The sequence below is a fragment of the Ruegeria sp. BHSA123 genome, from assembly GCF_059613425.1.
Window position 1 is genome coordinate 145,732 of the sequence record NZ_JBXWSL010000003.1, and the last position, 23,649, is coordinate 169,380.

22 protein-coding genes are annotated in these 23,649 nt (G+C 57.0%); 13 read left to right on the forward strand and 9 right to left on the reverse strand.

Annotated elements, in window-relative coordinates:
* The first annotated feature begins 19 nt into the window (after nucleotides 1-19).
* The 10 genes from AC2FNC_RS02825 to speB all read left to right on the forward strand — a co-directional run bounded on the left by AC2FNC_RS02825 (nucleotide 20) and on the right by speB (nucleotide 11,022).
* On the forward strand, nucleotides 20-604 hold the full coding sequence (locus tag AC2FNC_RS02825; RefSeq protein WP_480554606.1) for a TRAP transporter small permease: 585 nt from the start codon (nucleotides 20-22) through the stop codon (nucleotides 602-604).
* A complete protein-coding gene (locus AC2FNC_RS02830) occupies nucleotides 601-1,914 on the forward strand; it encodes a TRAP transporter large permease (RefSeq protein WP_209504353.1) in 1,314 nt (437 codons plus the stop codon). Before AC2FNC_RS02825 ends, AC2FNC_RS02830 begins: the two co-directional genes overlap by 4 nt.
* 91 nt (nucleotides 1,915-2,005) lie before the next feature.
* Nucleotides 2,006-2,770 carry an SDR family NAD(P)-dependent oxidoreductase gene (locus tag AC2FNC_RS02835; protein WP_480476332.1) on the forward strand — a complete coding sequence of 255 codons (765 nt, stop codon included), beginning with the start codon at nucleotides 2,006-2,008 and terminating at the stop codon, nucleotides 2,768-2,770.
* Between the two features lie 10 nt (nucleotides 2,771-2,780).
* Nucleotides 2,781-3,548 carry a crotonase/enoyl-CoA hydratase family protein gene (locus tag AC2FNC_RS02840; protein ID WP_496714560.1) on the forward strand — a complete coding sequence of 256 codons (768 nt, stop codon included), beginning with the start codon at nucleotides 2,781-2,783 and terminating at the stop codon, nucleotides 3,546-3,548.
* A gap of 4 nt (nucleotides 3,549-3,552) precedes the next feature.
* Nucleotides 3,553-4,035, forward strand: coding sequence for a MarR family winged helix-turn-helix transcriptional regulator (locus AC2FNC_RS02845; protein ID WP_496714561.1), 483 nt, complete (start codon nucleotides 3,553-3,555; stop codon nucleotides 4,033-4,035).
* Nucleotides 4,036-4,037: 2 nt separating this feature from the next.
* On the forward strand, nucleotides 4,038-5,855 hold the full coding sequence (locus AC2FNC_RS02850; protein WP_496714562.1) for a feruloyl-CoA synthase: 1,818 nt from the start codon (nucleotides 4,038-4,040) through the stop codon (nucleotides 5,853-5,855).
* 15 nt (nucleotides 5,856-5,870) lie between these two features.
* Nucleotides 5,871-6,746, forward strand: coding sequence for an amidohydrolase family protein (locus tag AC2FNC_RS02855; protein WP_496714563.1), 876 nt, complete (start codon nucleotides 5,871-5,873; stop codon nucleotides 6,744-6,746).
* Between the two features lie 118 nt (nucleotides 6,747-6,864).
* Nucleotides 6,865-8,394, forward strand: coding sequence for an acyl-CoA dehydrogenase family protein (locus AC2FNC_RS02860; RefSeq protein ID WP_496714564.1), 1,530 nt, complete (start codon nucleotides 6,865-6,867; stop codon nucleotides 8,392-8,394).
* Nucleotides 8,395-8,463: 69 nt separating this feature from the next.
* On the forward strand, nucleotides 8,464-9,753 hold the full coding sequence (locus AC2FNC_RS02865; RefSeq protein ID WP_496714565.1) for a flavin-dependent oxidoreductase: 1,290 nt from the start codon (nucleotides 8,464-8,466) through the stop codon (nucleotides 9,751-9,753).
* Nucleotides 9,754-10,044: 291 nt separating this feature from the next.
* Complete coding sequence (speB, locus tag AC2FNC_RS02870) at nucleotides 10,045-11,022, forward strand: agmatinase (RefSeq protein ID WP_480516465.1); 978 nt, start codon at nucleotides 10,045-10,047, stop codon at nucleotides 11,020-11,022.
* A gap of 30 nt (nucleotides 11,023-11,052) precedes the next feature.
* Here speB and AC2FNC_RS02875 read toward each other — a convergent pair whose 3' ends face one another.
* The 9 genes from AC2FNC_RS02875 to AC2FNC_RS02915 all read right to left on the reverse strand — a co-directional run bounded on the left by AC2FNC_RS02875 (nucleotide 11,053) and on the right by AC2FNC_RS02915 (nucleotide 21,266).
* Complete coding sequence (locus AC2FNC_RS02875; RefSeq protein ID WP_496714566.1) at nucleotides 11,053-12,273, reverse strand: aminopeptidase P family protein; 1,221 nt, start codon at nucleotides 12,271-12,273, stop codon at nucleotides 11,053-11,055.
* Nucleotides 12,274-12,435: 162 nt separating this feature from the next.
* On the reverse strand, nucleotides 12,436-13,647 hold the full coding sequence (locus AC2FNC_RS02880; protein ID WP_496714567.1) for an ABC transporter permease: 1,212 nt from the start codon (nucleotides 13,645-13,647) through the stop codon (nucleotides 12,436-12,438).
* 5 nt (nucleotides 13,648-13,652) lie between these two features.
* Complete coding sequence (locus tag AC2FNC_RS02885; RefSeq protein ID WP_480476312.1) at nucleotides 13,653-14,927, reverse strand: ABC transporter permease; 1,275 nt, start codon at nucleotides 14,925-14,927, stop codon at nucleotides 13,653-13,655.
* Nucleotides 14,928-14,997: 70 nt separating this feature from the next.
* A complete protein-coding gene (locus AC2FNC_RS02890; RefSeq protein WP_480476310.1) occupies nucleotides 14,998-16,089 on the reverse strand; it encodes an extracellular solute-binding protein in 1,092 nt (363 codons plus the stop codon).
* A 103-nt stretch (nucleotides 16,090-16,192) separates the two neighbouring features.
* Nucleotides 16,193-17,293, reverse strand: coding sequence for an ABC transporter ATP-binding protein (locus AC2FNC_RS02895; protein WP_480476308.1), 1,101 nt, complete (start codon nucleotides 17,291-17,293; stop codon nucleotides 16,193-16,195).
* A 136-nt stretch (nucleotides 17,294-17,429) separates the two neighbouring features.
* Nucleotides 17,430-18,140 (reverse strand): maleate cis-trans isomerase family protein, encoded by a 711-nt coding sequence (locus tag AC2FNC_RS02900; protein WP_496714568.1) that lies wholly within the window; start codon nucleotides 18,138-18,140, stop codon nucleotides 17,430-17,432.
* Nucleotides 18,137-19,282 carry a M24 family metallopeptidase gene (locus tag AC2FNC_RS02905; protein WP_496714569.1) on the reverse strand — a complete coding sequence of 382 codons (1,146 nt, stop codon included), beginning with the start codon at nucleotides 19,280-19,282 and terminating at the stop codon, nucleotides 18,137-18,139. Before AC2FNC_RS02905 ends, AC2FNC_RS02900 begins: the two co-directional genes overlap by 4 nt.
* Nucleotides 19,279-20,322 (reverse strand): pyridoxal-phosphate dependent enzyme, encoded by a 1,044-nt coding sequence (locus AC2FNC_RS02910; protein WP_496714570.1) that lies wholly within the window; start codon nucleotides 20,320-20,322, stop codon nucleotides 19,279-19,281. The genes AC2FNC_RS02905 and AC2FNC_RS02910 overlap by 4 nt, the downstream gene beginning before the upstream one ends.
* 71 nt (nucleotides 20,323-20,393) lie before the next feature.
* Nucleotides 20,394-21,266 carry a LysR family transcriptional regulator gene (locus tag AC2FNC_RS02915; RefSeq protein ID WP_496714571.1) on the reverse strand — a complete coding sequence of 291 codons (873 nt, stop codon included), beginning with the start codon at nucleotides 21,264-21,266 and terminating at the stop codon, nucleotides 20,394-20,396.
* 107 nt (nucleotides 21,267-21,373) lie between these two features.
* On the opposite strand from AC2FNC_RS02915, the gene AC2FNC_RS02920 reads away from it, so the two are divergent.
* From AC2FNC_RS02920 to AC2FNC_RS02930, 3 genes are read left to right on the forward strand one after another with little or no spacing between them, the layout of a single operon-like run.
* Nucleotides 21,374-21,973 carry an amino acid synthesis family protein gene (locus AC2FNC_RS02920; RefSeq protein WP_496714572.1) on the forward strand — a complete coding sequence of 200 codons (600 nt, stop codon included), beginning with the start codon at nucleotides 21,374-21,376 and terminating at the stop codon, nucleotides 21,971-21,973.
* Nucleotides 21,945-22,733, forward strand: a complete 789-nt coding sequence (locus tag AC2FNC_RS02925; protein ID WP_496714573.1) for an alpha/beta fold hydrolase — start codon at nucleotides 21,945-21,947, stop codon at nucleotides 22,731-22,733. Before AC2FNC_RS02920 ends, AC2FNC_RS02925 begins: the two co-directional genes overlap by 29 nt.
* Nucleotides 22,730-23,647, forward strand: coding sequence for a flavin reductase family protein (locus AC2FNC_RS02930; RefSeq protein ID WP_496714574.1), 918 nt, complete (start codon nucleotides 22,730-22,732; stop codon nucleotides 23,645-23,647). The genes AC2FNC_RS02925 and AC2FNC_RS02930 overlap by 4 nt, the downstream gene beginning before the upstream one ends.
* Nucleotides 23,648-23,649: the final 2 nt, after the last annotated feature.

Consider the following 23,649-nt stretch of genomic DNA (forward strand, 5'->3'; position numbering starts at 1 on the left):
AATCCCTTTGGAGTTGATCATGCAGAAACTGGTAGAGCGCATCGCGCGCTTCATGGCCGTTCTCGGCGGTGTGGTTCTGACTGCGCTGGTCCTGCTGACCTGTGTCAGCGTGCTGGGGCGCGGCCTGAATACGCTGGGCCACTCGGACGTTATGACGTCACTGTCGGAAGCAGCGGCAAATGCGCTGATTGCATCGGGCGTCGGGCCGGTGAATGGCGATTTTGAACTGGTCGAAGCCGGCATTGCATTCGCCATATTCTCGTTCCTGCCGATCTGCCAGCTCTATGGCTCTCACGCCACAGTCGACGTATTCACCAACACGCTTCCGACAAAGGCGAACAAAGTGATCATCACATTCTGGGAATTCGTCCTGTCGCTTGTCATTCTTTTGATTACGTGGCGCTTGTTTGTCGGCATGCAAAACAAGCTGGACTATGGTGAAACGACCTTTCTGCTGCAATTTCCGGTTTGGTGGGCCTATGGGCTAAGCTTTGTTGCCGCCCTTGTCGCATCACTTGTTGCTGTCTATTGCGCCGTCGCGCAGGTCATCGAGCTTGTCACCGGGCGTCATATCCTGCCCTACCGCGGGGAGGCCGCACATTGACCATGCTCGAACTGGGCTACGTGTCCTTTCCCGTACTTCTGATCATGATCTTTCTGCGCGCACCGATTGGCCTTGCCATGTTGCTGTGCGGGATTGGCGGGCTGTATTTTGCCATGGGTGGCACCAGCATGTTCATGGCCAAGCTCAAAACCGAAACCTACTCAACCTTTTCCAGCTATTCGCTGACGATCATTCCGATGTTCCTGCTGATGGGGCAGTTCGCGACATTGTCGGGCATGTCTTCAGCCTTGTTCAAAGCTGCTGAAAGCTGGCTGGGCCACCGCAAAGGGGGCGTCGCCATGGCGGCAGTCGGCGCTTGTGCCGGATTTGGCGCAATCTGCGGGTCCTCCCTTGCCACTGCCGCAACGATGAGCCGTGTCGCGCTGCCCGAACTGCGCCGCTACGGCTATTCCGGCGGGTTTTCAACCGCAACGCTTGCTGCTGGCGGCACATTGGGCATTCTGATCCCGCCTTCGGTGATCCTTGTGATCTATGCGATCCTGACGGAACAGAATATCGCCAAGCTGTTTCTCGCGGCCTTTGTCCCCGGCATTCTGGCAGCGCTCGGCTATATCATCACGATTTCGATCTATGTGCGCATGTATCCTGACGCCGCGGGCACCCGCGAAGCGATCCCGTATCCTGAACGCGTTCGGGCACTGCTGGATGTCTGGCCTGTCCTGCTGGTTTTTGGCCTTGTTGTCGGTGGCATCTATCTTGGCTGGTTCACCCCAACCGAAGGCGCAGCCGTGGGGGCGGCGGGAACCGGGCTGATTGCTCTGATCTCGGGCAATCTGAACTGGCAGGTCTTCGTCGAAAGCATCATTGCAACGGCCTCAAGCACGGCGATGATCTTCTTCATCGTGTTGGGCGCAGGGCTGTATAACAGTTTCCTAGCGCTCACTCAGGTACCGCAGGAACTGTCTGGCTGGGTCGTTGGACTTGGGCTCAGCCCGTGGATGGTGTTGTGCCTGATCCTGGTGTTCTACCTGATCTTTGGATGTCTGATGGACAGCCTGTCAATGATCCTGCTGACTATCCCGATCTTCTTTCCGGTCATCAGCGCACTGGATTTCGGCATGAGCCCCGAGCATGTGGCCATCTGGTTCGGTATTCTGGTTCTGATCGTTGTCGAGGTCGGGCTGATCACCCCTCCGGTCGGGATGAACCTGTTCATTATCAACGCTATGGATCGTTCAACCCCGATGACCCAAACTTACAAGGCAGTGATGTGGTTTGTCACCTCTGACATCATTCGGGTCATGATCCTGGTGCTGTTTCCGGCCATTACCCTGTTCCTGATCCCCTAGCGAAATCACCATCAGCGGTCCGGGGCGGGCCCATCCGAAAATAGATATGAGACACAACAATGATTGAACATACTAAAATGGAGAGAGCACGATGCAGTTAAGTGGATGTGTCGCCCTGGTCACCGGCGGCGGAAGCGGGCTGGGTGCTGCAACGGCTAGGCATTTCGCCGCCAGCGGAGCAAAGGTTGCCGTTTTGGATTTCAATGCTGAAGGTGCGAAGGCAGTTGCTGACGAAATTGGTGGTCTTGCCCTGCAAGCCGATGTCAGTGACGAGGCCGCCGTCAGTGCCGCGTTTGAGACGGCAATAGCCCATTTCGGGTCAGCACCCAGAATCGCTGTCAGTTGTGCGGGCGTCGGCATGGCGGCCAGGATCGTCGGGCGCGAAGGCAAGCTGTCATTCGACGTGTTCGAGAAAACTCTGCGCGTGAACCTTTTTGGCACCTACAACGTCATGAGCCACGCGGCGAGACACATGGCCGGTCTCGACCCGTTGGCTGACGGTGAACGCGGTGTGATCATCAACACGGCGTCGGTTGCGTGGCAGGACGGTCAATTGGGTCAAGCCGCTTATGCCGCATCCAAAGGGGCAATCGCCTCGATGTGCCTGCCTGCCGCACGGGAGCTCGCGCAGTCGGGGATTCGGGTGATGGCCATCGCACCTGGCCTGTTCCACACGCCAATGATGGAAGGCTTGCCGGAAGAGGTCAGTGCCAAGATCACTGCGAACATTCCCTTCCCGGCCCGCCTTGGCGAAGCGCGTGAGTTCGCAATGCTCGCCGAACAGATCGTTGAAAACCCGTTTTTGAATGGCACCACTATTCGACTTGATGGCGCCGTTCGTCTGCCGCCCCGGTAAGGAGTTCCCCATGGACAGCCAAATCCTGAACATTGAGGTCAACGGATCCATCGCGACCCTGACCATGAACCGCCCTGACAAGCGAAACGCGATGTGCGAGGAACTGTTAGGCGCGCTGGATGATTTCTTTTCAGCTCCACCCAAGAACGTGCGCGTGGTGATCCTGACCGGAACTGAAGGGCATTATTGTTCCGGATTGGACCTGTCCGAGCATGTTCATCGTACGGCCGAGGAAAACCTGCACCATTCCCGCCACTGGCACAGTGTCATGGACAAGATCCAGTTGGGTGGGCTTGCGGTTGTCTCGGCCATGTTTGGCGCCGTGATCGGCGGCGGGCTGGAGCTTGCAGCGGCAACACATGTTCGCATCGCTGAACCTTCGACGATCTTTCAGCTTCCCGAAGGCCGGCGCGGAATATTTGTCGGTGGCGGTGCGACCGCGCGGGTCGGTCGCCTGCTGGGGGCCGATCGGATGACCGAGATGATGTTGACCGGCCGCAAATATGGTGCCGATGAAGGGGTATCGCTGGGGCTTGCACATTATAGCGTGGGTGAAGGCGAGGCTTTGGCGCTGGCCCAAAAGCTGGCAGGTAAGATTTCCCGAAACGCGCCACTGTCAAATTATCTGATGATTCAGGCGGTCGCGCGGATCAATGAAATGTCGCAGAACGACGGACTGTTTACTGAATCGCTGGCCGCGGCCCTGTCGCAAACAACACCAGATGCGCAGGAAGGACTGCGGGCCTATCTTGAAAAGCGCGCCCCGAACTTCAGGTGAACACATGAAAAGGAAAAATGAACACACGCCAGAAGACGGCGCGCCTAACACGATCAGCGATGCCACGCTGCGGGGGTTTGTCGGGTATCGCATGAAACGGGCCTTCAATGTGGTGCAGGAAGACCTGACAACAACTCTGCGTCCCTTTGGTCTGCGAATGCTGACTTATACGGCACTGGTTCTCATCGTCGATAACCCCGGTTTGCGGCAGTCCCAACTGGCTGACGCAATGGATATCGAGCGCCCGAACCTTGTCGTCATCATTGACGAGCTGGAGCGCAGGGAACTGATCGTCCGCGACCGGGTACCGACCGACCGGCGCGCCTATGCGCTAAGGACGACACTGGCGGGCAGGCAATTATATGAAAAGGCCGTCGCCGCGGTTACCGCCCACGAAGGCAAGCTGCTGGCCTGTTTGGATGACGCAACCATCACCACCGTTTTCGATGCCCTCAGGACGATCGAAAAAGCGAGGAAAAGGGGCTGATCATGCAACGCACATCGGAATACCTGGTGCATTCTGTTTCGCGCGAAGATCGGGCCGACGGTTCCATCCTGCTGAAATCAAACCACACTCTTGGTCCTGTCGTCGACAAAACCGGTGTCTGGCTGCACGCCTGGGCCTCGGACGCGCCTGACCGCACGTTCATTGCTGAACGCAGCGGCGCAGGATGGCGCAAGGAAAGCTATGCGACCACGCTTGAAAAGGTGCGGGCAATCGCAAGCTCGCTATTGGCGCGTGGGATGGGGCCTGACAAACCGATCCTGATCATGAGCGGCAACGGCTTGGATCATGGTCTGCTGAGCCTGGCTGCTCAGTACATTGGCGTACCGACTGCGCCCGTAGCCGAACAATACGCCTTGATCCACGGTGCACATGGCCGCCTGCGCCATGCCATCGAACTGGTGCGCCCGAAGATGGCCTATGTCGTCGATGCGGATCAATACCGAGAGGCGCTGGAACTGGATGCGCTTCAAGGGGTCGAAATCGTAGCCAGCCGAAAAGGCAGGAACAGTCAGGTCACAGCGTTCGACGAACTTCTCAAAGGGGATGTCAGTGTCGATCTGGAGGCAGCCTATGAACTGGTTGGCCCCGATTCCGTCGCCAAGATCCTAATGACCAGCGGTTCAACCTCGGCCCCGAAGGGGGTCATCACGACCCAACGCATGATGTGCGTGAACCAGACCATGCTGGCCGACGGGTTGCCATTTCTGCGCACGCGTCCGCCCCGTGTGGTCGATTGGCTGCCATGGAACCACGTCTTTGGCGGATCTCATAACTTCAACATGATGCTCGCCAACGGCGGAAGCTTCTACATCGACGACGGCAAACCGGTAGCCGGTCTGTTTGAGAGGACGCTGGAAAACCTGTCCATGGTCACCGGCACGCTCAGCTTCAATGTCCCCGTAGGTTACAGCATGCTGCTGGGCGCATTGCAGCGGGATGGCGATTTGCGTCGGCGGTTTTTCGAAGAACTTGATCTGATCTTTTATGCGGGCGCTTCACTGCCACAGGACATCTGGTCTGGATTTGAACAGATGGCGCTGGATGTCAAAGGTGAGATACCGCTGATGACCTCGTCCTGGGGGCTGACCGAGACAGCGCCCGCCACAATGATGCAGTCCGAGCCCATTGACCGTTCCGGGGTTGTTGGCGTTCCGATGAACGGCGTGACACTCAAGCTGATACCGGATGAAGACATGCGATGCGAAATGCGCATCAAAGGGCCAAACGTGATGCCCGGGTACTTCAACGAGCCGGGCAAGACAGCCAGCGTTTTCGATGAAGAAGGGTTTTTCATTACCGGCGACGCCATGCGGTTCATCGACCCGCAGGACGTAAACAAAGGTATGAAATTCGACGGCCGGATATCCGAGGATTTCAAATTGCTGACCGGAACATGGGTGCGGGCCGCGCAATTGAGGATGGACTTGTTGACCTGTCTTGCGCCTCTTGCCTCAGATCTGGTCATTACAGGTGCCGACAGAAATGAGATCGGCGTCATGGTCTTTCCCGATGTCGCCGAGCTGAAGCGGGAAGGATTTGACCTGAACGACGACAGAGGCGCCTACTGCTGCAAATTGCTGCAAGGCGAAATTCACCGCCGCCTGGCAGAGCGCGCCCGCGAGTTATCGGGCAGCTCCACACGGGTCGGGCGCGCCATTGTCCTTAGCGAGCCCGCCTCGATGCCCGAGGGCGAAATGACCGCCAAGGGGAACCTCAATTTCCGCAAGATACTGACACGCCGGCAAAATTTACTTGAGCGTCTTTATGACGACGCCGATCCGGCAATCATAAAGATCTGAGAAAGGAACGAACAGATGGTCGATATCTCCAAGGTTCGCGCAATCGACATTCACACCCACGCTGAAGAACCCTGCGGGTGCCACTCGGATGACGGCTATGACGACCTGCAGGCAACCATGGCCAACTACTTTGGCGCGCCGTGGAGCCATCCGCCTACGGTTCCCGAAACTGCACAGCACTATCGCGAGCAAAACATAGCCGCGGTGATCTTCCCGGTCGATGCCGAGCGGGAAACCGGCTATCGGCGCTACAAGAACGAAGAAGTTGCCGCATTGGCGGCGGAAAATGACGACGTGCTGATCCCGTTTGCGTCAATTGATCCGCACAAGGGCAAGATGGGCGCACGCGAGGCGCGCCGCCTGATCCGCGAATTTGGTATCAAAGGGTTCAAGTTTCATCCGACGATGCAGGGGTTCTACCCCAATGAGCGCATGGCTTATGACCTTTACGAAGCAATCGCCGAGGAAGGCTGCATCGCCCTGTTTCACACTGGTCAGACCGGTGTCGGTTCGGGCATGCGGGGTGGTAACGGAATGCGGCTTAAATACTCGAACCCGATGTTCATGGATGACGTCGCCGTCGATTTTCCGGATATGAAGATCATCCTCGCGCATCCGTCATTTCCCTGGCAGGAAGAGGCACTGTCCGTGGCGCAGCACAAGCCCAACGTCTATATCGACCTGTCCGGTTGGTCACCAAAGTACTTCCCCGAGATTCTGGTGAAATACTGCAACTCGATCCTCAAGAAAAAGGTCCTGTTTGGGTCCGACTGGCCCATGATCACTCCAGAACGCTGGCTGTCGGATTTCGAGAAGATCAATATCAAGGACGAACTGCGCCCGGACATCATCAAAGGCAATGCCGCGCGCCTGCTGGGACTGACCCCGTGATGCTGCCCCCTGCCCCATCACTGCCCTACCCAGTCACTTTGAACTTCGACTGTGCCGAACCGCCAGAACCGGACCGCGTCGTGGTCGTCGAAGTCACCAGCTATCGGGTGACATGATCATGAAGCCATTCGAAGCCCCACTTGCGGACATCTTATTCACGTTGAACCACGTAGTCCGGGCCACCGATCTTCCAGATTGGGACGCTGACCTTGCTGGTGAGATCGGCGAACATTTTGCCGCCTTCGCACAAGGTGAAATTGCCCCGCTGGACGAGCCGGGAGACAGGCAGGGATGCTCGCAGGAAAACGGTCGCGTATACATGCCTGCCGGCTTTGCCCAAGTTTATGCAACGTATTCGGAACAGGGCTGGCCCTCGCTCGCCGTGCCTGGAGAATATGGCGGTCAAGGGCTTGGTGCCCTGATACTGGCCATAACGTCCGAGGTGTTTTCGGGCGCAAACCACAGCCTTCAGATGGTTACTGGGTTGGTTCCGGGCGCGGTGCGTACCTTGTTGCGCTTTGGCACGAAAGATCAGCAGTCCCGGTACATTCCCTCTCTGGCCTCGGGTGAAACTCTGGCCACCATGTGCCTGACCGAACCCGGGGCCGGGTCTGACCTTTCTCGCGTGCGCTGCCGGGCGGAACCTTCTGAAGATGGCTGGAAGATCACTGGAGAAAAAATCTTTATCTCTGGCGGTGACCAGGACATGAGCGATCATATCCTGCATCTTGTGCTTGCGCGAACGTCCGATGAAGGCCTCAGAGGTTTATCGCTGTTTCTATGCCCCAGCACCTGCACTGACGGCAGCCGTAACCACGTTACCGTAACGCGCATCGAGGAAAAGATGGGCCTGCATGCCTCACCCACGTGCCAGCTGGCATTTGATGGTGCCAAAGCTGAACTGATCGGGGCCGAAGGTGAAGGTCTGCTGGCCATGTTCACCATGATGAACCACGCCCGGCTTGATGTCGCCCTACAGGGCGTCGCGCACGCCGCGCGGGCCTATGACATTGCCAGTACTTTTGCCAGTGAAAGGGTGCAGGGACGCAATGCCGACGGTCAACCGGCAACACTGGATCAACATGCCGACATCCGCCGTATGCTGGATCAAATCGACTGGCTGGCAATCAGCAGCCGCAGTCTTGCACATCTTGCATTTGTCACCATGGAACGGGGTACATCGCCTGACCTAGTCGATTTTCTGACCCCGGTTGCCAAGGTCTATTGCACCGAAGCCGGTATCAAGGCCGCCGAATTGGGTATGCAGGTACTGGGCGGCTATGGCTATTTGCGCGAATACCGGCTGGAGCAGACCTATCGCGATGCCCGAATTACCTCGATCTATGAAGGGGCCAACGGCATACATGCGCGTATGCTGGCAACACGTCTTGCCGCAGAGCCTGCGGGCGACGCCTTTGCCGAATTTGTTGCGCATGAAGCCGAGCATTGGACATGCGATGCGATCTCGGACGCACTGGACAATTGGCAATCCGCTCGAAGAAAGCTGAAACAGGGTGACAGCGCGGCGATGGCGCATGGGTTCATGCAAACGACGATTGATACCGCTCTGACTTGTCTGCGGGTGCGGCTGCGCAACGCCGCAAGCCTTCATCCATCCCCGGAACGGATCAAACGCATTTGCGGTTGAGGCTGGATCCAAGCGCGCAGATTATCGACAACCGATACCCGCCACCAATCGGACTGAAAGGAACGCAACATGACAGATCCAAAAGTGCTGATCGCGGGTGGTGGTATTGCTGGGTTGTCGCTGGCACTGACACTGCATCAGATTGGCATCGACTGCACTGTCTTTGAAAGCGTTCGGCACCCGCGCCCGCTGGGTGTCGGAATAAACCTGCAACCCAACGCTGTGCGCGAGTTGTACGATCTGGGTTTCACGGCTCAGGATCTGAATAAGTTCGGCGTCCCTGCGCAGGAATGGGCGCTTGTCGGGTTGAACGGGCGCGAGATTTACTCGGAACCGCGCGGAACTTTCGCCGGTTACAACTGGCCGCAATACGCAGTGCATCGCGGCGCGTTTCACATGGCGCTTTACCAGCGGTTTGTCGAACGCGCAGGCCCGGATGCCGTACGCCTTGGTGCTCGGGCCACGGGATACCAGACCAATGCGGATGAGACGGTTACAGTGCGGTTGCAAACTGACCAGGGGGACGTCCGCGAAACCGGTGCCATTCTAATCGGCGCCGACGGTATCCATTCAGCCATCCGAAACCAGATGCATCCAAGCCAACCTCCGATCCATTGGGGAGGCGCCGTCATGTGGCGCGGCACAACTTTGGCAAAGCCCGTGCGCACGGGTTCTTCCTTTGTCGGACTGGGTACGCATAAGAAACGAATGGTGATCTACCCGATCTCACACCCTGATCCCGGAACCGGCATGGCGCTGATAAACTGGATTGCCGAAGTCACCTACGATGACCCGGACGCGCATGCGGCAACCGGGTGGTTCCGGCAGGTCGAGGCCAAGGATTTCGCGCACCATTTTGACGGATGGACCTATGACTGGCTGGATGTTCCAACTCTGATCCGCGGTGCGGATGTGACATATGAAAACCCAATGATCGACCGCGATCCGGTTGAAACGTGGGTTGACGGGCCGGTTGCCCTGATCGGAGACGCCGCACACCCGATGTACCCTACCGGATCGAATGGGGCCAGCCAAGCAATTATGGACGCCCGCATATTGGGGGCCAGTCTGCTCAAGCATGGCGTGGGCCCAACCGCGCTGGCGGCCTATGATGACACGCTGTGCGGTCCGGTGTCAGACCTTGTCCTTCGCAATCGGGGTGCCGGGCCTTTTGGCCTGTTGAATTTGGTCAACGACCGCTGTGGCGGTGTGTTCGACGATATTGAAACAGTCATTCCCTTGGCTGAAAGGGCCAGTTTCATGGCCAAATACAAAGCTGCCGCAGGTTTTGCGCGCGACGCTCTGAACAGCGCACCGCCAACGATTGCGCCCGGCTCGCAGCTGGCTTTGCAGGCGTGATGGAAAAGCCATCGGTGGATTGAACACCTGCGCCCATGTCAACAGCGTTTCGCCGGACCTGTGTATCGCCCGCAAAATCATGTGCTGCCGTGAATGATTTTGCTGCATACCAGCTTGCCCCTCTGAATTTTCGTTTGAGGAGAAACGACCAACAGCTAAACGGAAAGAATGCACCGGATCGGACCTGTCTGAACGCCAGACATGTTTTGATCGAAGAAAAATAATTTCATTGCACCGCCTTCTCATGTTCAATTGCACGCAAGGCGACAGGGCCATCTAAAAGGATTGAATATGCAGGATCATGGATATGCGTCAGGTCGACTGAACCTACCTTTCGTTGGAATATCGACCTTTGGAAAATCTCCGTATGTCGAGGATTGGGACAATATTGATGCGGATGTTTGCGTCCTTGGTGCGCCATTTGATTTCGGCACGCAATGGCGCGCCGGGGCAAGGTTCGGCCCTCGGGCCGTGCGTGAAGCTTCGACCCTGTTCAGTTTTGGACATGCCGGTGCCTATGACCACGAAGACGACGCAACCTATCTGGACAGTTCAGTACGTATTGTGGATTTGGGGGATGCGGATATCGTCCACACAAAGACCGAGGCCAGCCACGAAAACATCGCCTATGGTGTTCGCAAAATCCTGACCGCAGGGGCGCTGCCGCTTGTGATCGGCGGCGATCACTCTATCAACATTCCCTGCATTTCCGCGTTTGAAGATGATTGTGCGCAAAATGGCCCGATCCACGTGGTTCAAATCGATGCGCATCTGGATTTCGTGGACGAGCGTCACGGTGTCACCAATGGCCACGGCAACCCCATGCGACGGGCGATCGAAAAAGACTATGTCTCAGGGATGACCCAGTTGGGCATTCGAAACGTCTCGTCAACCGCCAAGGAAGGATACGAGGACGCGCGCGCACGTGGATCAGACATCCTTTCCGTGCGTCAGGTGAGAAAGCTGGGAACCGAGGCTGTTCTTGAACGCATCCCCGAAGGTGCTCGGTACTATGTGACAATAGATATCGACGCCTTTTGCCCCTCTATTGCGGCGGGGACCGGGACACCCAGCCATGGGGGGTTTTTGTATTATGACGTTCTGGAAATCCTTCAGGGCCTCGCCAAGCGCGGCAATGTCGTCGGCATCGACCTTGTCGAAGTGGCACCAGCCTATGACCCCAGCGAAAGCACGCAGATTCTGGCCGCGCAGCTATTGTTGAATTTCCTGGGTTTTATCTTTCGCGAACGCGCCGGTCGCGAGAGATGAAGGGGGAGCGTTTGCTCCCCCTTCTTTGTATCAGGCATCGATAATGTTGTGGCCAGGCCCATATGGGAAGCCGGTAATGTTTTCGGCCCCATCTTCGCCAACCACCAGAATATCATGCTCGCGGTAGCCCCCTGCACCGGGTTGCCCTTCGGGGATCCACAGCATGGGCTCGATTGAAACGACCATGCCAGGTTCCAACACGGTGTCGATATCCTCTCGCAATTCCAGACCGGCCTCGCGCCCGTAATAATGGCTGAGGATGCCGAAAGAATGGCCATACCCGAACGAGCGGTATTGCAGCAGCCCCTCATCGGCAAAGAAACGGTTGATCTCGGCAGTGATGCCTGAACAGGTCGCACCGGGTTTGATCAGGCTCAGACCCAGTTCATGGGCCGCCACATTGGCCTTCCACAGGCGCAGGCTGTCGGCGTCCGGCTCGCCCAGAAACAGGGTACGTTCCAGCGCAGTGTAATAGCCTGAGATCATCGGGAAAGTGTTCAGCGACAGGATATCGCCTTTTTGCAGGGCGCGTTTTGTCACCGGGTTATGCGCGCCATCGGTGTTCAGCCCGGACTGGAACCAAACCCAGGTGTCGCGATATTCGGCATCTGGATAGGCGCGCGCGATTTCCTCTTCCATTGCGTCACGGCCCGCCATGGCAATCTCGATCTCAGTTGCGCCTTCACGGATGGCCGCATGGATTGCCGCCCCGCCAACATCCGCGGTGCGTGCCCCACCCTTGATCAATTCAATCTCTTCGGCGGATTTGACCATGCGGGCGGTCATTGTATCCGGCGCGATATCAACCAGCTCGGGGGTACCCAGCATCCGCAGGGCAGTGTCGCGGGCGGCCAGCGTCATGTGGTCGCCTTCAATGCCGATGCGCTTGGCGTTGCCGATCAGGCTTGCAACCGCACGCCAATAATTGTCGCGCTTCCAGTCAGTATAAATCACGTTGTCTTCGACCGACCGACGCCACGGTTGCCCGGCGTCGATGTTGGCCGAAACGGTGGTGCAGGCCTCTTGAGTGACCACGCAGCCATACAGACGGCCAAAGGAACAATACAGAAAGCCCGAGTAGTAGGCGATATTCTGCATCGATGTCAGCAGAACCGCAGGGATATCACGTGCGGCCATGATGCTGCGAAGCTTGCTGAGACGGCGATCATATTCACCCTTGCTGAACGGCAAAGGCGCTTTGTCACCATTGTGGCAGGTAAAGAATTCGGGGCGTTTTGTTGTGTCGGTCATCACTTGGTCTCTCAACTTTGCCGGGCGACAAATCCCGGCCACATGTCCCGGCGTTCAGGACAGGCGGTCTCGGGGTCCGAGAGCCGATCACCCCCTTACGTGCCGCGACGCCATCGCAGCGAGGGTGAACAGGGAAATCGTTAGATCAGACGATACGATCCGTCAAGCGGGGGAAAGCCCCCGCAGGCGTTCCGAACGACGCCGCAGCAATTCAACCGTGGTCAGCAGCGCAATCGACAGAACCACAAGGATTGTCGCAACCGCCAGAATGGTCGGGCTGATCTGTTCCCGCAGGCCGGTGAACATCTGCCACGGCAAAGTCTTCTGACTGGCTGAGCCCACAAACAGAACCACCACAACTTCGTCGAACGAGGTGATGAAGGCGAACAGACCACCCGAGATCACACCCGGCAGAATCAGTGGCATCTGGATCTTGAAGAAGGTACGTACCGGCCCTGCCCCCATATTCGCAGCAGCACGCGTTAGTGAGCGATCAAAGCTCACAAGCGTGGCGGTCACAGTGATGATCACGAATGGGATACCCAGAACGGCGTGCGCCAGGATGACTTTCAGATAGCCCACAAAGTTCTTGTTCATGCCCAACGTCCCTTCAAGGAAACGACCGATATCGCTGTAGAAGAAGAACATGCCGGTGGCCGAGATGATCAGCGGAACGATCATCGGCGAAATGAGGATTCCCATGATAGCACGGCGACCGGGGACGTGGCTCTGGCTGAGACCAATGGCCGCCAGAGTACCAAGCGAAACCGAGATGATTGTGGCAATCGGGGCAATGATCAGCGAGTTCTTGAAGCTGCGTTGCCATTCATTGTTGGTGAAGAAATCACGGTAGTGCTTCAGCGAATACCCTTCAGGGTCAAGCCGCAACATCTCGGGCGTGAAGGTGAAAAAGTCTTGTGCGTTGAACGACAGCGGCAAGACCACAAGGATCGGTGTAATCAGGAAGACAAAGATCGCACCGCAGATCACCCGAAACAGGTAGTGGTAAAAAACTTGCTGCGCGGTCAGGTATGGCAGCAGCTTGCGCCGGTATCGCCCTTCGTACAGCCAGTAGGTAAACCAAATAAAGAACCAGCCGCCCAGCAGGCCAAGAACGCCTCCCATAAGACCTGACAACAGGAAGCCTGCGATGCCAAAGCCGAGGATATTGATCCAGCGGGCCAACTGCTCATTCTTTAGAATGTTGATGTAAATCCATGCCAGACCGGCAATCACGATGGCGCCGCCTACGATCCCCAGCAGGACCGAGCCGTTTCCGGCGCCGACAAAGATACCAGCGAATGCCCCGGCCAGTGCGACGCTGGGCAGAACCATGGACAGAGGTTTGCGGGATATCGGGGTAAGTGCGGCCATCTTGATTATCCCAACTTCACGTTATCAATGCCCACGATCTTGTCGTAGACCCAGTAGAGCAGCAGAACGACCGCCAGCAGTATCGTTCCCAGCGCCGCCGCCAGTCCCCAGTTCAGTGAAGACGAGATGTGATAGGCGATCCGGTTTGAGATAAAGACACCTTTGGTACCACCCACAATTTCAGGCGTGATGTAGTAGCCAATCGCCAGAATGAACACGAGGATGGAACCAGCGCCGATGCCCGGAATGGATTGCGGGAAATAAATGCGCCAGAAGGTCGTCCAGTTCGTCGCCCCCATGGATTTCGCAGCGCGTGTATAAGTTTCCGGAATGGTCTGCATCACTGAATACATGGGTAGGATCATGAATGGCAGCAGGATATGCGTCATCGCTGTGATCGTACCGATCTGGTTGTTGATGATCACCAGCCGTGCATCGTCGGCTACTAACCCCAGCCAGACCAGCGTTTCGTTGATTACGCCTTGCTGTTGCAGCATGACTTTCCAGGCTGATGTTCGGACCAGCAGCGACGTCCAGAACGGCAAGAGCACAAGGATCATCAACAGGTTCGACACCCGCATCGGCAGGGTGGCCAGCAGGTAGCTGACCGGATATGCCAGAAGAATACAGGCGCCGGTAATAACCAGTGACATGAACAGGGTCCGGCCAAACAACTTGATCAGGATCTGCTTGTCTTCAGGCTGAGATTGCGCGCCGTCAGGGGTTCTGCGCATATCCACTGCATTCAGAAAATACCCGTTGGTGATCTTCGGCGAATGGGTTTTGATCACGCGCCACGTTTGTGGATCGCCCCATCCGTCGTGAATATCAATTAGTTGCTCCTTGAACGGACCATCCGTTTCAGGATCCAGTTTCTTGATCTGACGACCTGACTTGCGGAACATCGAAGACATACCGGTTTCTTCGTAGTTCAAACGCGAACCAAGCCGTGTGTGCTCTTTGTTGTCAATCGCAACAATCATATCCCGGACAAATGCATTATACACATCTTCGCCCGGCAATTCGCCAGACTGCTCGTCCCAATTTTGAAGCGCCTCGACAGTTAGAGGCAGTGTTTCCGAAACGATGCTGTTCTCGACCGATCGGAAAAGCATCGCCGCGATCGGCACAATAAAGGAAAACAGCACGAACAAAAGCAAAGGGGCGATCAGAAGAAGGGCGCGCAGCTTTTGCCGCCGCAGCGAGCGTGCCAGCGATAGTTTGAGCGGCGTTCCGTCCGCTGCCAGCATGGGTCCGGCGTTTTGGCTTGCGTCAGTCATTCGAGCCCCTCGGGTATGTCTTGGTTCAGGGGCGGCGCACCGCCCCCGACTGTGTCATGAAATCAATCGCTTACTGCGCCAGCCATGCCTGGAACTTGGCGTCGATATCGTCGCGGTAATCCGCCCAGAATTCGTAGTTATACAGGAACGTGTTCTTGGCGTTTTCCGGATCGGTCGGCATATGCGGTGCCATATCGATACCCAGATCGGCGTGCTGACCCACAAGTGGAGCTGACGAAGCGCGGGCCGGACCGTACGAGATGTACTTGGCCTGATCCGCCAGACGCTGAGTGTCGGTTGCGAACATGATATAGTCCAAAGCGCGCTGCTTGCGCTCATCGCTCAGTCCGGCAGGGATGATCCAACCGTCCAGATCGAACACCTGCGCGTCCCACAGCATTGCAACCGGCTGTTTCTGCTCTTCGATCACACTGAACAGACGACCGTTATAGGTCGAACCCATGACAACTTCGCCGTCAGCCAGCAACTGAGGCGTGTCCGCACCGGCGGACCACCAGACAACGCTGTCTTTGATGGTGTCCAGCTTGGCCAAAGCCTGATCCTGACCTTCCGAAGTCGCCAGAACGTCATAGACATCATCCTTCGCGACGCCGTCACACAGCAGCGCCCATTCCATATTGTTGATGGGGCGTTTTTCCAGCGAACGCTTGCCCGGATATGCCTCCAGGTCGAACACTGCACAGATGTCGGTTGGTGGGGTGTCACCTACCAGATCGGTGCGGTAGCCGAATGTGGTCGAATAGACGATCTGCGGAATAAAGCAGTCGCTGACTAACAGTTCCCCGAAATCTTCAGAAGCCGGCGTGCCATCCGGAGCCGGAGCCAATTGGCTGTCAAAATCGATTTCAAGCGCCAGACCTTCGTCGCAAAGCCGGATTGCGTCAGCGGCCACAACATCCACTACATCCCATGTGATGTTGCCCGCTTCATTCATCGCGCGCAGTTTGGCGACGGCCTCGTTCGAGCTGTCATCGTTCAGAATCGTGATGCCGGTCTTTTCCGAATAGGGCTCGTGATACGCCTTCAACTGCGACTTTGAATAGGCACCGCCCCAGGAAACGATGGTCATCTCCTCGGCTGAAACAGTGCCCGCAGCCGTCGCAATTGCAGCCGCAGTGAGCATGATCTTGGTTGGTTTCATGTGTTACTCCCAGTTCATCCCGTTTTATGTGGTGGTCAGCCGATGCACGGGTTTTCACCGGCCGGTCCCTCAGCTTAACCGCGCTTGTCCCGCGCGGTTTGGTCTATGCGTCGAGCGCACGACAATCCTGTGCCAGCCAGCCGATCTCGATCTCCTGACCCGGGGTCAGGCGTACGGCATCAGGCGCATTTCGAGTTTTGGCGATGAATTCGTTGTTTCCGGCAACGGACATGCGGAACCGAAATACGTCGCCCATGTAAATGAATTCTTCGACCCTTGCTTTCAAAGTATGGGCGTCGGCGTGCAGGCGGTCTTTGTTGAATTCCACACGTTCAGGGCGGATCGAAACTTTGGTCCGGTCGCCTGCGTTGTGGACGTTGATCGGAACCGCGTCGATTTCCGAGCCATCATCCAGGCGTACGACGCAAGTGTCGCCATCAATCGATTTAATAACACCTTCCAACGTGTTGTTTTCACCGATGAATTGCGCGACGAAACTGTTTTCCGGCTCTTCGTAAAGCTGATCAGGTGGCGCAAGCTGTTGAATGCGGCCATCGTCGAAGACGGCCACCCGATCTGACATGGTCAGCGCTTCGGTCTGGTCGTGGGTCACGTAGACAGTTGTGATCCCAAGCTCATGGGCCAGACGTGTGATTTCGAACTGCATATGTTCACGAAGCTGCTTGTCCAATGCCCCCAAAGGCTCGTCCATCAAGACCAGTTCGGGCTCGAATACCAGGGCACGGGCCAGAGCAATCCGCTGTTGTTGCCCGCCCGACAGCTGAGCAGGACGTCGGCCACCAAAGGCGCCCATCTGAACCATATCCAGCGCGCGCTTGACCTTTTCATCCCGCTCCGACTTGCCCAGCTTACGGACTTCAAGTGGAAACGACAGGTTCTCGGCCACCGTCATATGCGGGAACAAAGCGTAGTTCTGGAAAACCATGCCAATACCGCGCTTGTGCGGCGGGATATTGTTGATGGGCTTGCCGCCCAGGAGGATTTCACCGTGCGTGGCGGTTTCAAATCCGGCGAGCATCATTAGGCAAGTCGTCTTGCCCGAGCCTGACGGCCCAAGCATTGTCAGAAACTCACCTTTGGGCATTGCAAGGTTTAGGTCTTTTACGACGAGGTTCTCGCCGTCATAAGACTTCTGTACGCGTTGGAATTCGACAAACGCGGCGTCGTTCATTGTATCGGCCACAAGACCCCCTGTTACGTCAAATGATTATCCGTCTTCTGCGGATTTCATTGATCTGTAGCCGTTAGTTAAGACCAAGCGATGTTCACATTGCAACAGTGAATCCCGGTTTTGTTACACAATATCGGGATTTAACAGCTCACCCGGCTTCGTTCAGAGCACGCATATGCCACGCAAGACTTTGATTACTGGACAGAACCGGCTTGCCGATACGAGCGCGTATCTCGGGAATAGCCTGTTGTGTGCGAAGGTTTGTACAACTCAGAAAAACCGCATCAACCGACGGGTCCGAGCCCAGTTTTGTGGCAGCGTCGATAACGGATTGCACCGAAATCCGAACAACTTTGGCCTCTTCTGATTCCCCGAATGTCCCAAAAACATCCATCTCCACTCCGCCTTGGGCAAAGGCCCGGCGCAGGGGAAGGTTTACCTCTTCAATATAGGGCGACAGCAGCGCGAATTTCGAAACTCCCAGGTGTCGCGCACAGGCCGTAGCTGCACGCAAAGGGTTTGTAACTTCGGCGGTCTGGCATGTCTGTTTAACAAGTTCCGCTACACGGTCGGACCCGATAACCGAGCTTGCAGACGTGCACCCGTACCCGACAACGCGATAAGGTCGCGCGCTGGGCAGCAATGCGGCGGCGGCTGGCAGCGCCTTCTCCATTTCCGCAAGGCTTTCCGTCGTCACCTCGATCCCGCTGGGAATACGTGTCACATAGATTGGATACTTGCGGTCCGAAAAATACGAGCTGAACTCAGGCTCCAACGTTTCATCGGTCTGCAACACGATCAGACCAAGTGGGGTGGCCTTGGGATCGTCCTCATCAAGGGCGTAATGTATTCGGGTCATATCTCGATCACCTCTGGCCCGATACGCGGGCTAAGAAAACATGGAGCGCCTTCGGTGATGACAATGTTTTCTTCATGGACAAGTATTTTTGTACCAACGGCGATGCCCGGCTCCAGTGTCAAAACCATGCCGGGTTCCAGCACGGTCTGGTCTGCCGGAATAATGGATGGCCATTCTGTCAGTGACATCCCCAACCCATGACCCAGCCGCCCTGCATCTGTGCCTTCAGCATCTTTGGTAAGCACCTTGTTCATAGCATGGAACAAATCTGAGGCTGTTGCACCGGGTCGGGCGATTTCGAACGCGGCATCTGAGGCTTCCACCAGTCGGGCGTGCGCTGATCTCACCTCAGGCCGGGCTGGGCCTACAGACCAATTGCGATCAAAATCACAGAAATAGCCATCCCAAACCAGACCTGTATCCAGCATAAGTACGTCGCCAGGTTCCAACGGCGCCGAAGTTGCAGGTGATATTACATCACTGTAGCCGCCCTGCTCTGCCCCGCCTGCTAGATACGGCACCCAATCGGCCCCTTCCTCAAGGCAGAGCATCTGGAAGCGGCGAAAAACCGTGTCCAGAGGCACCCCTGCGCGGGCAATCTCGGGCACGCGGGTGAAGGCGCGTCCCGCAATACCACAGGCTGTTTGGATCTTGGCAATTTCAGCCTGGGATTTGATCATGCGCAGCCGGCGCAGGATACCCTGATCTCCGGTGATGCGTCGCGTGCCGAGAGCGCCGCGCAAGCGTTCAATGTCCGCCATGGGCATACGCACATGAGTCTCATGGCCGTCCGGCATTCCGACATTGCCTGAAACGGGTGTCAGTTCGGCCAGGACATCGGCCAGAAGCGAGATACCGTCGTCCTGCAAATCGGGCGCGCTCCAGGTTCGGATGTCATCGATCCAGGTCTGCCCCATGAGCGCGGCCCCGATCGAAGGGATCACGGCCACCGGTTTGCCCGTGGCCGGTACGACCAGAAACCATGGCCGGGTTGGGCTTTCCCAAAATCGGGTCAGATAGCCGGTAAAGAAACGCACATCAGTTTCTGTAGTCAGCAGCAGCGCCGACAAATCCGCGGCTCGCATCAGCTCCTGCGCGCGTTTGGTGCGCGCCTCGAACTCTGTCTGATCGAACCCTCTCATTCCGCGATCTCCGACAGAAAGCACAACACGCGTGAGTTTTCGTCGATCCCCATGGCTTTCCGTGCGGTTTCGTTCATCACCGCCGCAAGGCCTGCCCCGCCTGACGCCGTGGTGGCCAGCCCGACCTTTGCCATCGCGTCAAGCTTTGCCGCCACATCGTCATCTGAAAGGGTCAGGAACAGGTCTGTGTCGCGGGCCAATCCGTTTAACGCGATCAACGACGGTTCCTTGCAGTCCAGACGCCCCATGATGCTGTCTGGGCCATCCGCGAAAACACATTTTCCGGCAACTATGCTGGCCTGCAACGCGGGCGCCGCTTCGGGTTCAACCACAACGATCTTCGGTGCGTCGCCCCAGATGTGTCGTGCATAGGCAGCAACGGCACCGGCCAGCCCGCCCACGCCTGCTTGCAACAGAATATGCGTCGGAATCTCAGGGCACTGCCTGACAGCCTCTGCCGCCATTTGCAGATATCCTTCCATGAGCATCCATGGCAGGTCATAATATCCATCCCACGAACTGTCCGACAGCAATATCCATCCGTTGTCTTCGGCAGCCGTTTTCGCGGCCTCCATGCTGGCGGCATAGTCAGCACCACTTCGAACAACCTCGGCTTTTTGCCCTTTCAGACGTTCCGCAAAGGTCTCGGGCACAGTTTCAGCAATGTAAACAACAGCCTTCGCGCCGAAGATTCTGGCACCAGCCGCAACACTCATGCCGTGGTTCCCGGCGCTCGCGGTCACATAGGTCGCGCCTGCCAGAGTTTGTTCACCCGGCTCACCTGTCTTCTCGGCCGCATGACGCGCAATTACATAGGCTGCCCCTAAAGCTTTGAACGAACCAAGGTTCATACGCGCCCGTTCATCTTTCACCCAAAGCCGGGCTACAGGGGCCAGTTTCCCGGCATCAACCAATGGCGTTTCTTTCGCGACAGGGCACCGAGAAAGCAAATCTGCAACACGGGCAGCATCTGTAGAAGGATACGGCGCAGACGGTGCAAGCTTTTGGCCCCCCCGATGTGGATTGGTGATGATCTGCATACGCCCCTCGCCTAATTGTTCATCTGGTGACGTGACCCTACCGATGGAACACTGTCAATCAACCTCTGCCGTTAGCCAGAGACGTCGACGACCTTCGGGGTCTGTTCTGTTACCAAGGCCAACACCCAGTCGTGAAACAATCGGGCAGCCGGATTGGCGGCGTTTGACGAGAGGTAATAGCCTTCGTTGCTGTCAACCGAACATTCATGCGCGCGTATGACCAGACCGGCGGCAATCGCATGAGTCGTCAGTAATTCGCTGACCAACGCGACACCGCTGCCGTGAACGGCCAGTTGCAGTGCCATCCCAAATGTATCGACAAAAACACCAGGTTGGCGGCGCAAGCCCTGTTTTTCAAACCATGTACCCCACCCACTTGATGTCCCGACAGCCTCGATCAGAGGCAGGTCAAACACACCGCCCGCGACCGTCGGGGATTTCACGGCAACCAGCCGGTCAGGCATCAGGCGGACAGCGCCCTGTCCCACCTGTTTCTTTGATCCGAACCGAACCTGAACATCAGCGTGGGATGCGTGGAAATCGTCGGGCCAGATCGCACTGAGAAGCCGGACGCGAACTTCAGGATGGCGTCTGGTAAAATCTGACAGATATGGGGCAATAACCCACTGGGCGATGCTAACAGACGTGGCGACAGTCAAGATGTCTCCGGACGCGCTGGCGTCCACGCGCCCGGCAGCCGCGGCAAGCGCTTCAAGCGCGCTGCCAACCTCGGGCAATAGTTTACGCCCCGCATCCGTCAGCGCCAAGCTTCTGGGGTGCCTCACAAAAAGAGCTGTCCCCAAACGCATCTCGAGCGATTTCACCTGCTGACTGACCGCCGATTGCGTCAAGCCAATCTCTTCGGCAGCCGCCGTAAAGCTAAGCGTTCGTGCAGCCGCCTCGAAGGATCGGAACCAGGTCAGTGGTGGAAGAGATTTACCCATTTGGTCAAGCTGTCCATTAATCTTTTTAATGGCAAAGCACATAATTCAATCATTTGTCAAAAACCCTGTCCGTTTTTAACGTTTGCGAGCGCGACAGGAGAGCTTTGATGCAACCGGAAATACGTAAGATCGTCACCTACGATGAGGAGGTCCTTGTCGAGGGCTTCCGAGCCGCCAAAACCCCATGGCGCATGTTTGCCGTGGCCGCAGTGGTTCACAACCCCTGGGCAGGACGGTTTGTGGAAGACCTTAAACCCGAAATACAGGCCTATGGCCCTGTTCTGGGTGAGATGATGGCGAAACGTATGATCAAACTGGCAGGGAGTGGTGAGGCAATCGAAGCCTATGGCAAAGCCGCCGTGGTCGGGCTGAATGGTGAGGTCGAGCACGCTTCGGGCCTTATTCACACGTTGCGCTTTGGCAATCACTACCGTGAGGCCGTCGGTGCGAAATCCTATCTGGCGTTCACCAACACACGTGGTCCGGCAAATGCGCCGATCATGGTGCCGTTGATGGATAAAAACGATGCCGGGCGGCGGTCACACTACCTGACAATTCAGTTCTCAATTTCTGACGCACCGCGCGATGACGAAGTTGTGGTCGTATTAGGCGCAGCAACCTCGGGCAGACCGCACCACCGTATCGGTGACCGTTATCAGGATCTCAAGGATTTGGGCCATGACCTGGACAACCCGGCCGCGGTCTGAGATCGGCGGGCTGGCGGCTATCCAGACTGGTTCGGGTCAGAATATCCTTCTGTTGCATGGTGTTGGTTTACGGGCTGAAGCCTGGGGTGCGCAATTGGACGGGCTTGAGTCCGAGGGTTGCATGACCGCTCCGGACATGCCCGGTCACGGAGACAGCCCATTAACTGACCTCAGCATCGGGCTTTCGGCGTACACCGAAGCGGCTCGGGGTGTTCTGGACTGCATGAGTGGAGCGGTCGTTTTGGTTGGCCACTCGATGGGGGCCATGATCGCGCTTGATGTTGCCACCAAAGCGTCAGACCGGGTTTGTGGGGTCGTCGCATTGAACGCGGTTTTTGAGAGAGCCGCGAATGCGGCACAGGCCGTGCGCGACCGTGCGGCGCAACTGGATGGCAAGACGATCGCTGATCCCACCAGCACATTGCATCGATGGTTCGGAGATGTCGCCTCGGCTGAGCGCGATGCCTGCCGTAGATGGCTGACGGCCATGGACCCGGCTGCGTATAAAACGGCCTATTCCGTATTCGCCCACAGCCAGTGCCCCCGACGTGATGCGTTGGAGAAACTAAGCTGCCCGGCGCTTTTTCTAACCGGCAGTCTTGAGCCCAATTCAACCCCGGAGATGTCACGCGCCATGGCGGACGCCGCGATGAACGGGCGCGCGCAAATCATTGAAGGCGCTGCACATATGATGCCGATGACGCATGCAGATCAGGTCAACGCTGCGATTTCCAGCTTTCTGAGTGAGCTGCGCCCATGACCGCGCTTGATCCTCGTGACCTTCGTCGTGCATTCGGTCGGTTCATGACCGGTGTGACGGTTGTGACGACGCGTGATGACGTAGGCAATACACTTGGCTTTACGGCCAATTCCTTCACTTCGGTTTCTCTCGACCCGCCGCTGCTTTTGGTCTGTCCGGGAAAAAACCTGTCTTCTTTCGACGTTTTTGCAACCTGCGCCCGTTTCGCGGTGAACATTCTGGCCGAGGGGCAGGAAAACGTATCCAATACGTTTGCCGGGTTCAAAGGTGATCGATTTGCCAAAGTCGATCACTACTTTGATAAGAATGACGTCCCTTTGATCAGGGGGGCAGTCGCAACGTTTTCCTGCCGCACTCATCAGGTTGTCGAAGCCGGCGACCATTGCGTTTTAATCGGTCAGGTCGAAACGTATTCTCAGAACGATGCCACCGGACTTGGCTATGCGAACGGGCAGTATTTCAGCCTCGGGCTGGAGCGTGGCGCGCTGGAACCATCCGGGCGAAATGTGGTCTGTGGCGCGATCATCGAGCAGGACGAGCACGTCTTTCTGGAGAAAACAGATGCCGGTTTCCGCCCGCCGCAAGTTACGCTGTCAGATCGGCAAGATCTGCGAAGCAGCCTTATGCAGAACCTGACGGCAAGGGGTATCAATGCACACCTTGGCGTCGCGTATTCCGTCTATGACGATGCCACCACGCACCATGTTTACATTCTTGCGTCTGCGCCCGCCCTGCCCCGGCATGGCCCGTTTCACGCAGTCGCAACCAAAGACCTGGCGACCCTGCCTTACGCGTCAGCACCCATCGCCACCATGATGGCTCGTTTTGCGCTGGAAAGCCGAACCCGCAATTTCTCGCTTTATCTGGGTGACGCCCAGCGGGGCGATGTGCACAGCCTGTCGGAAAGGACCTGAGG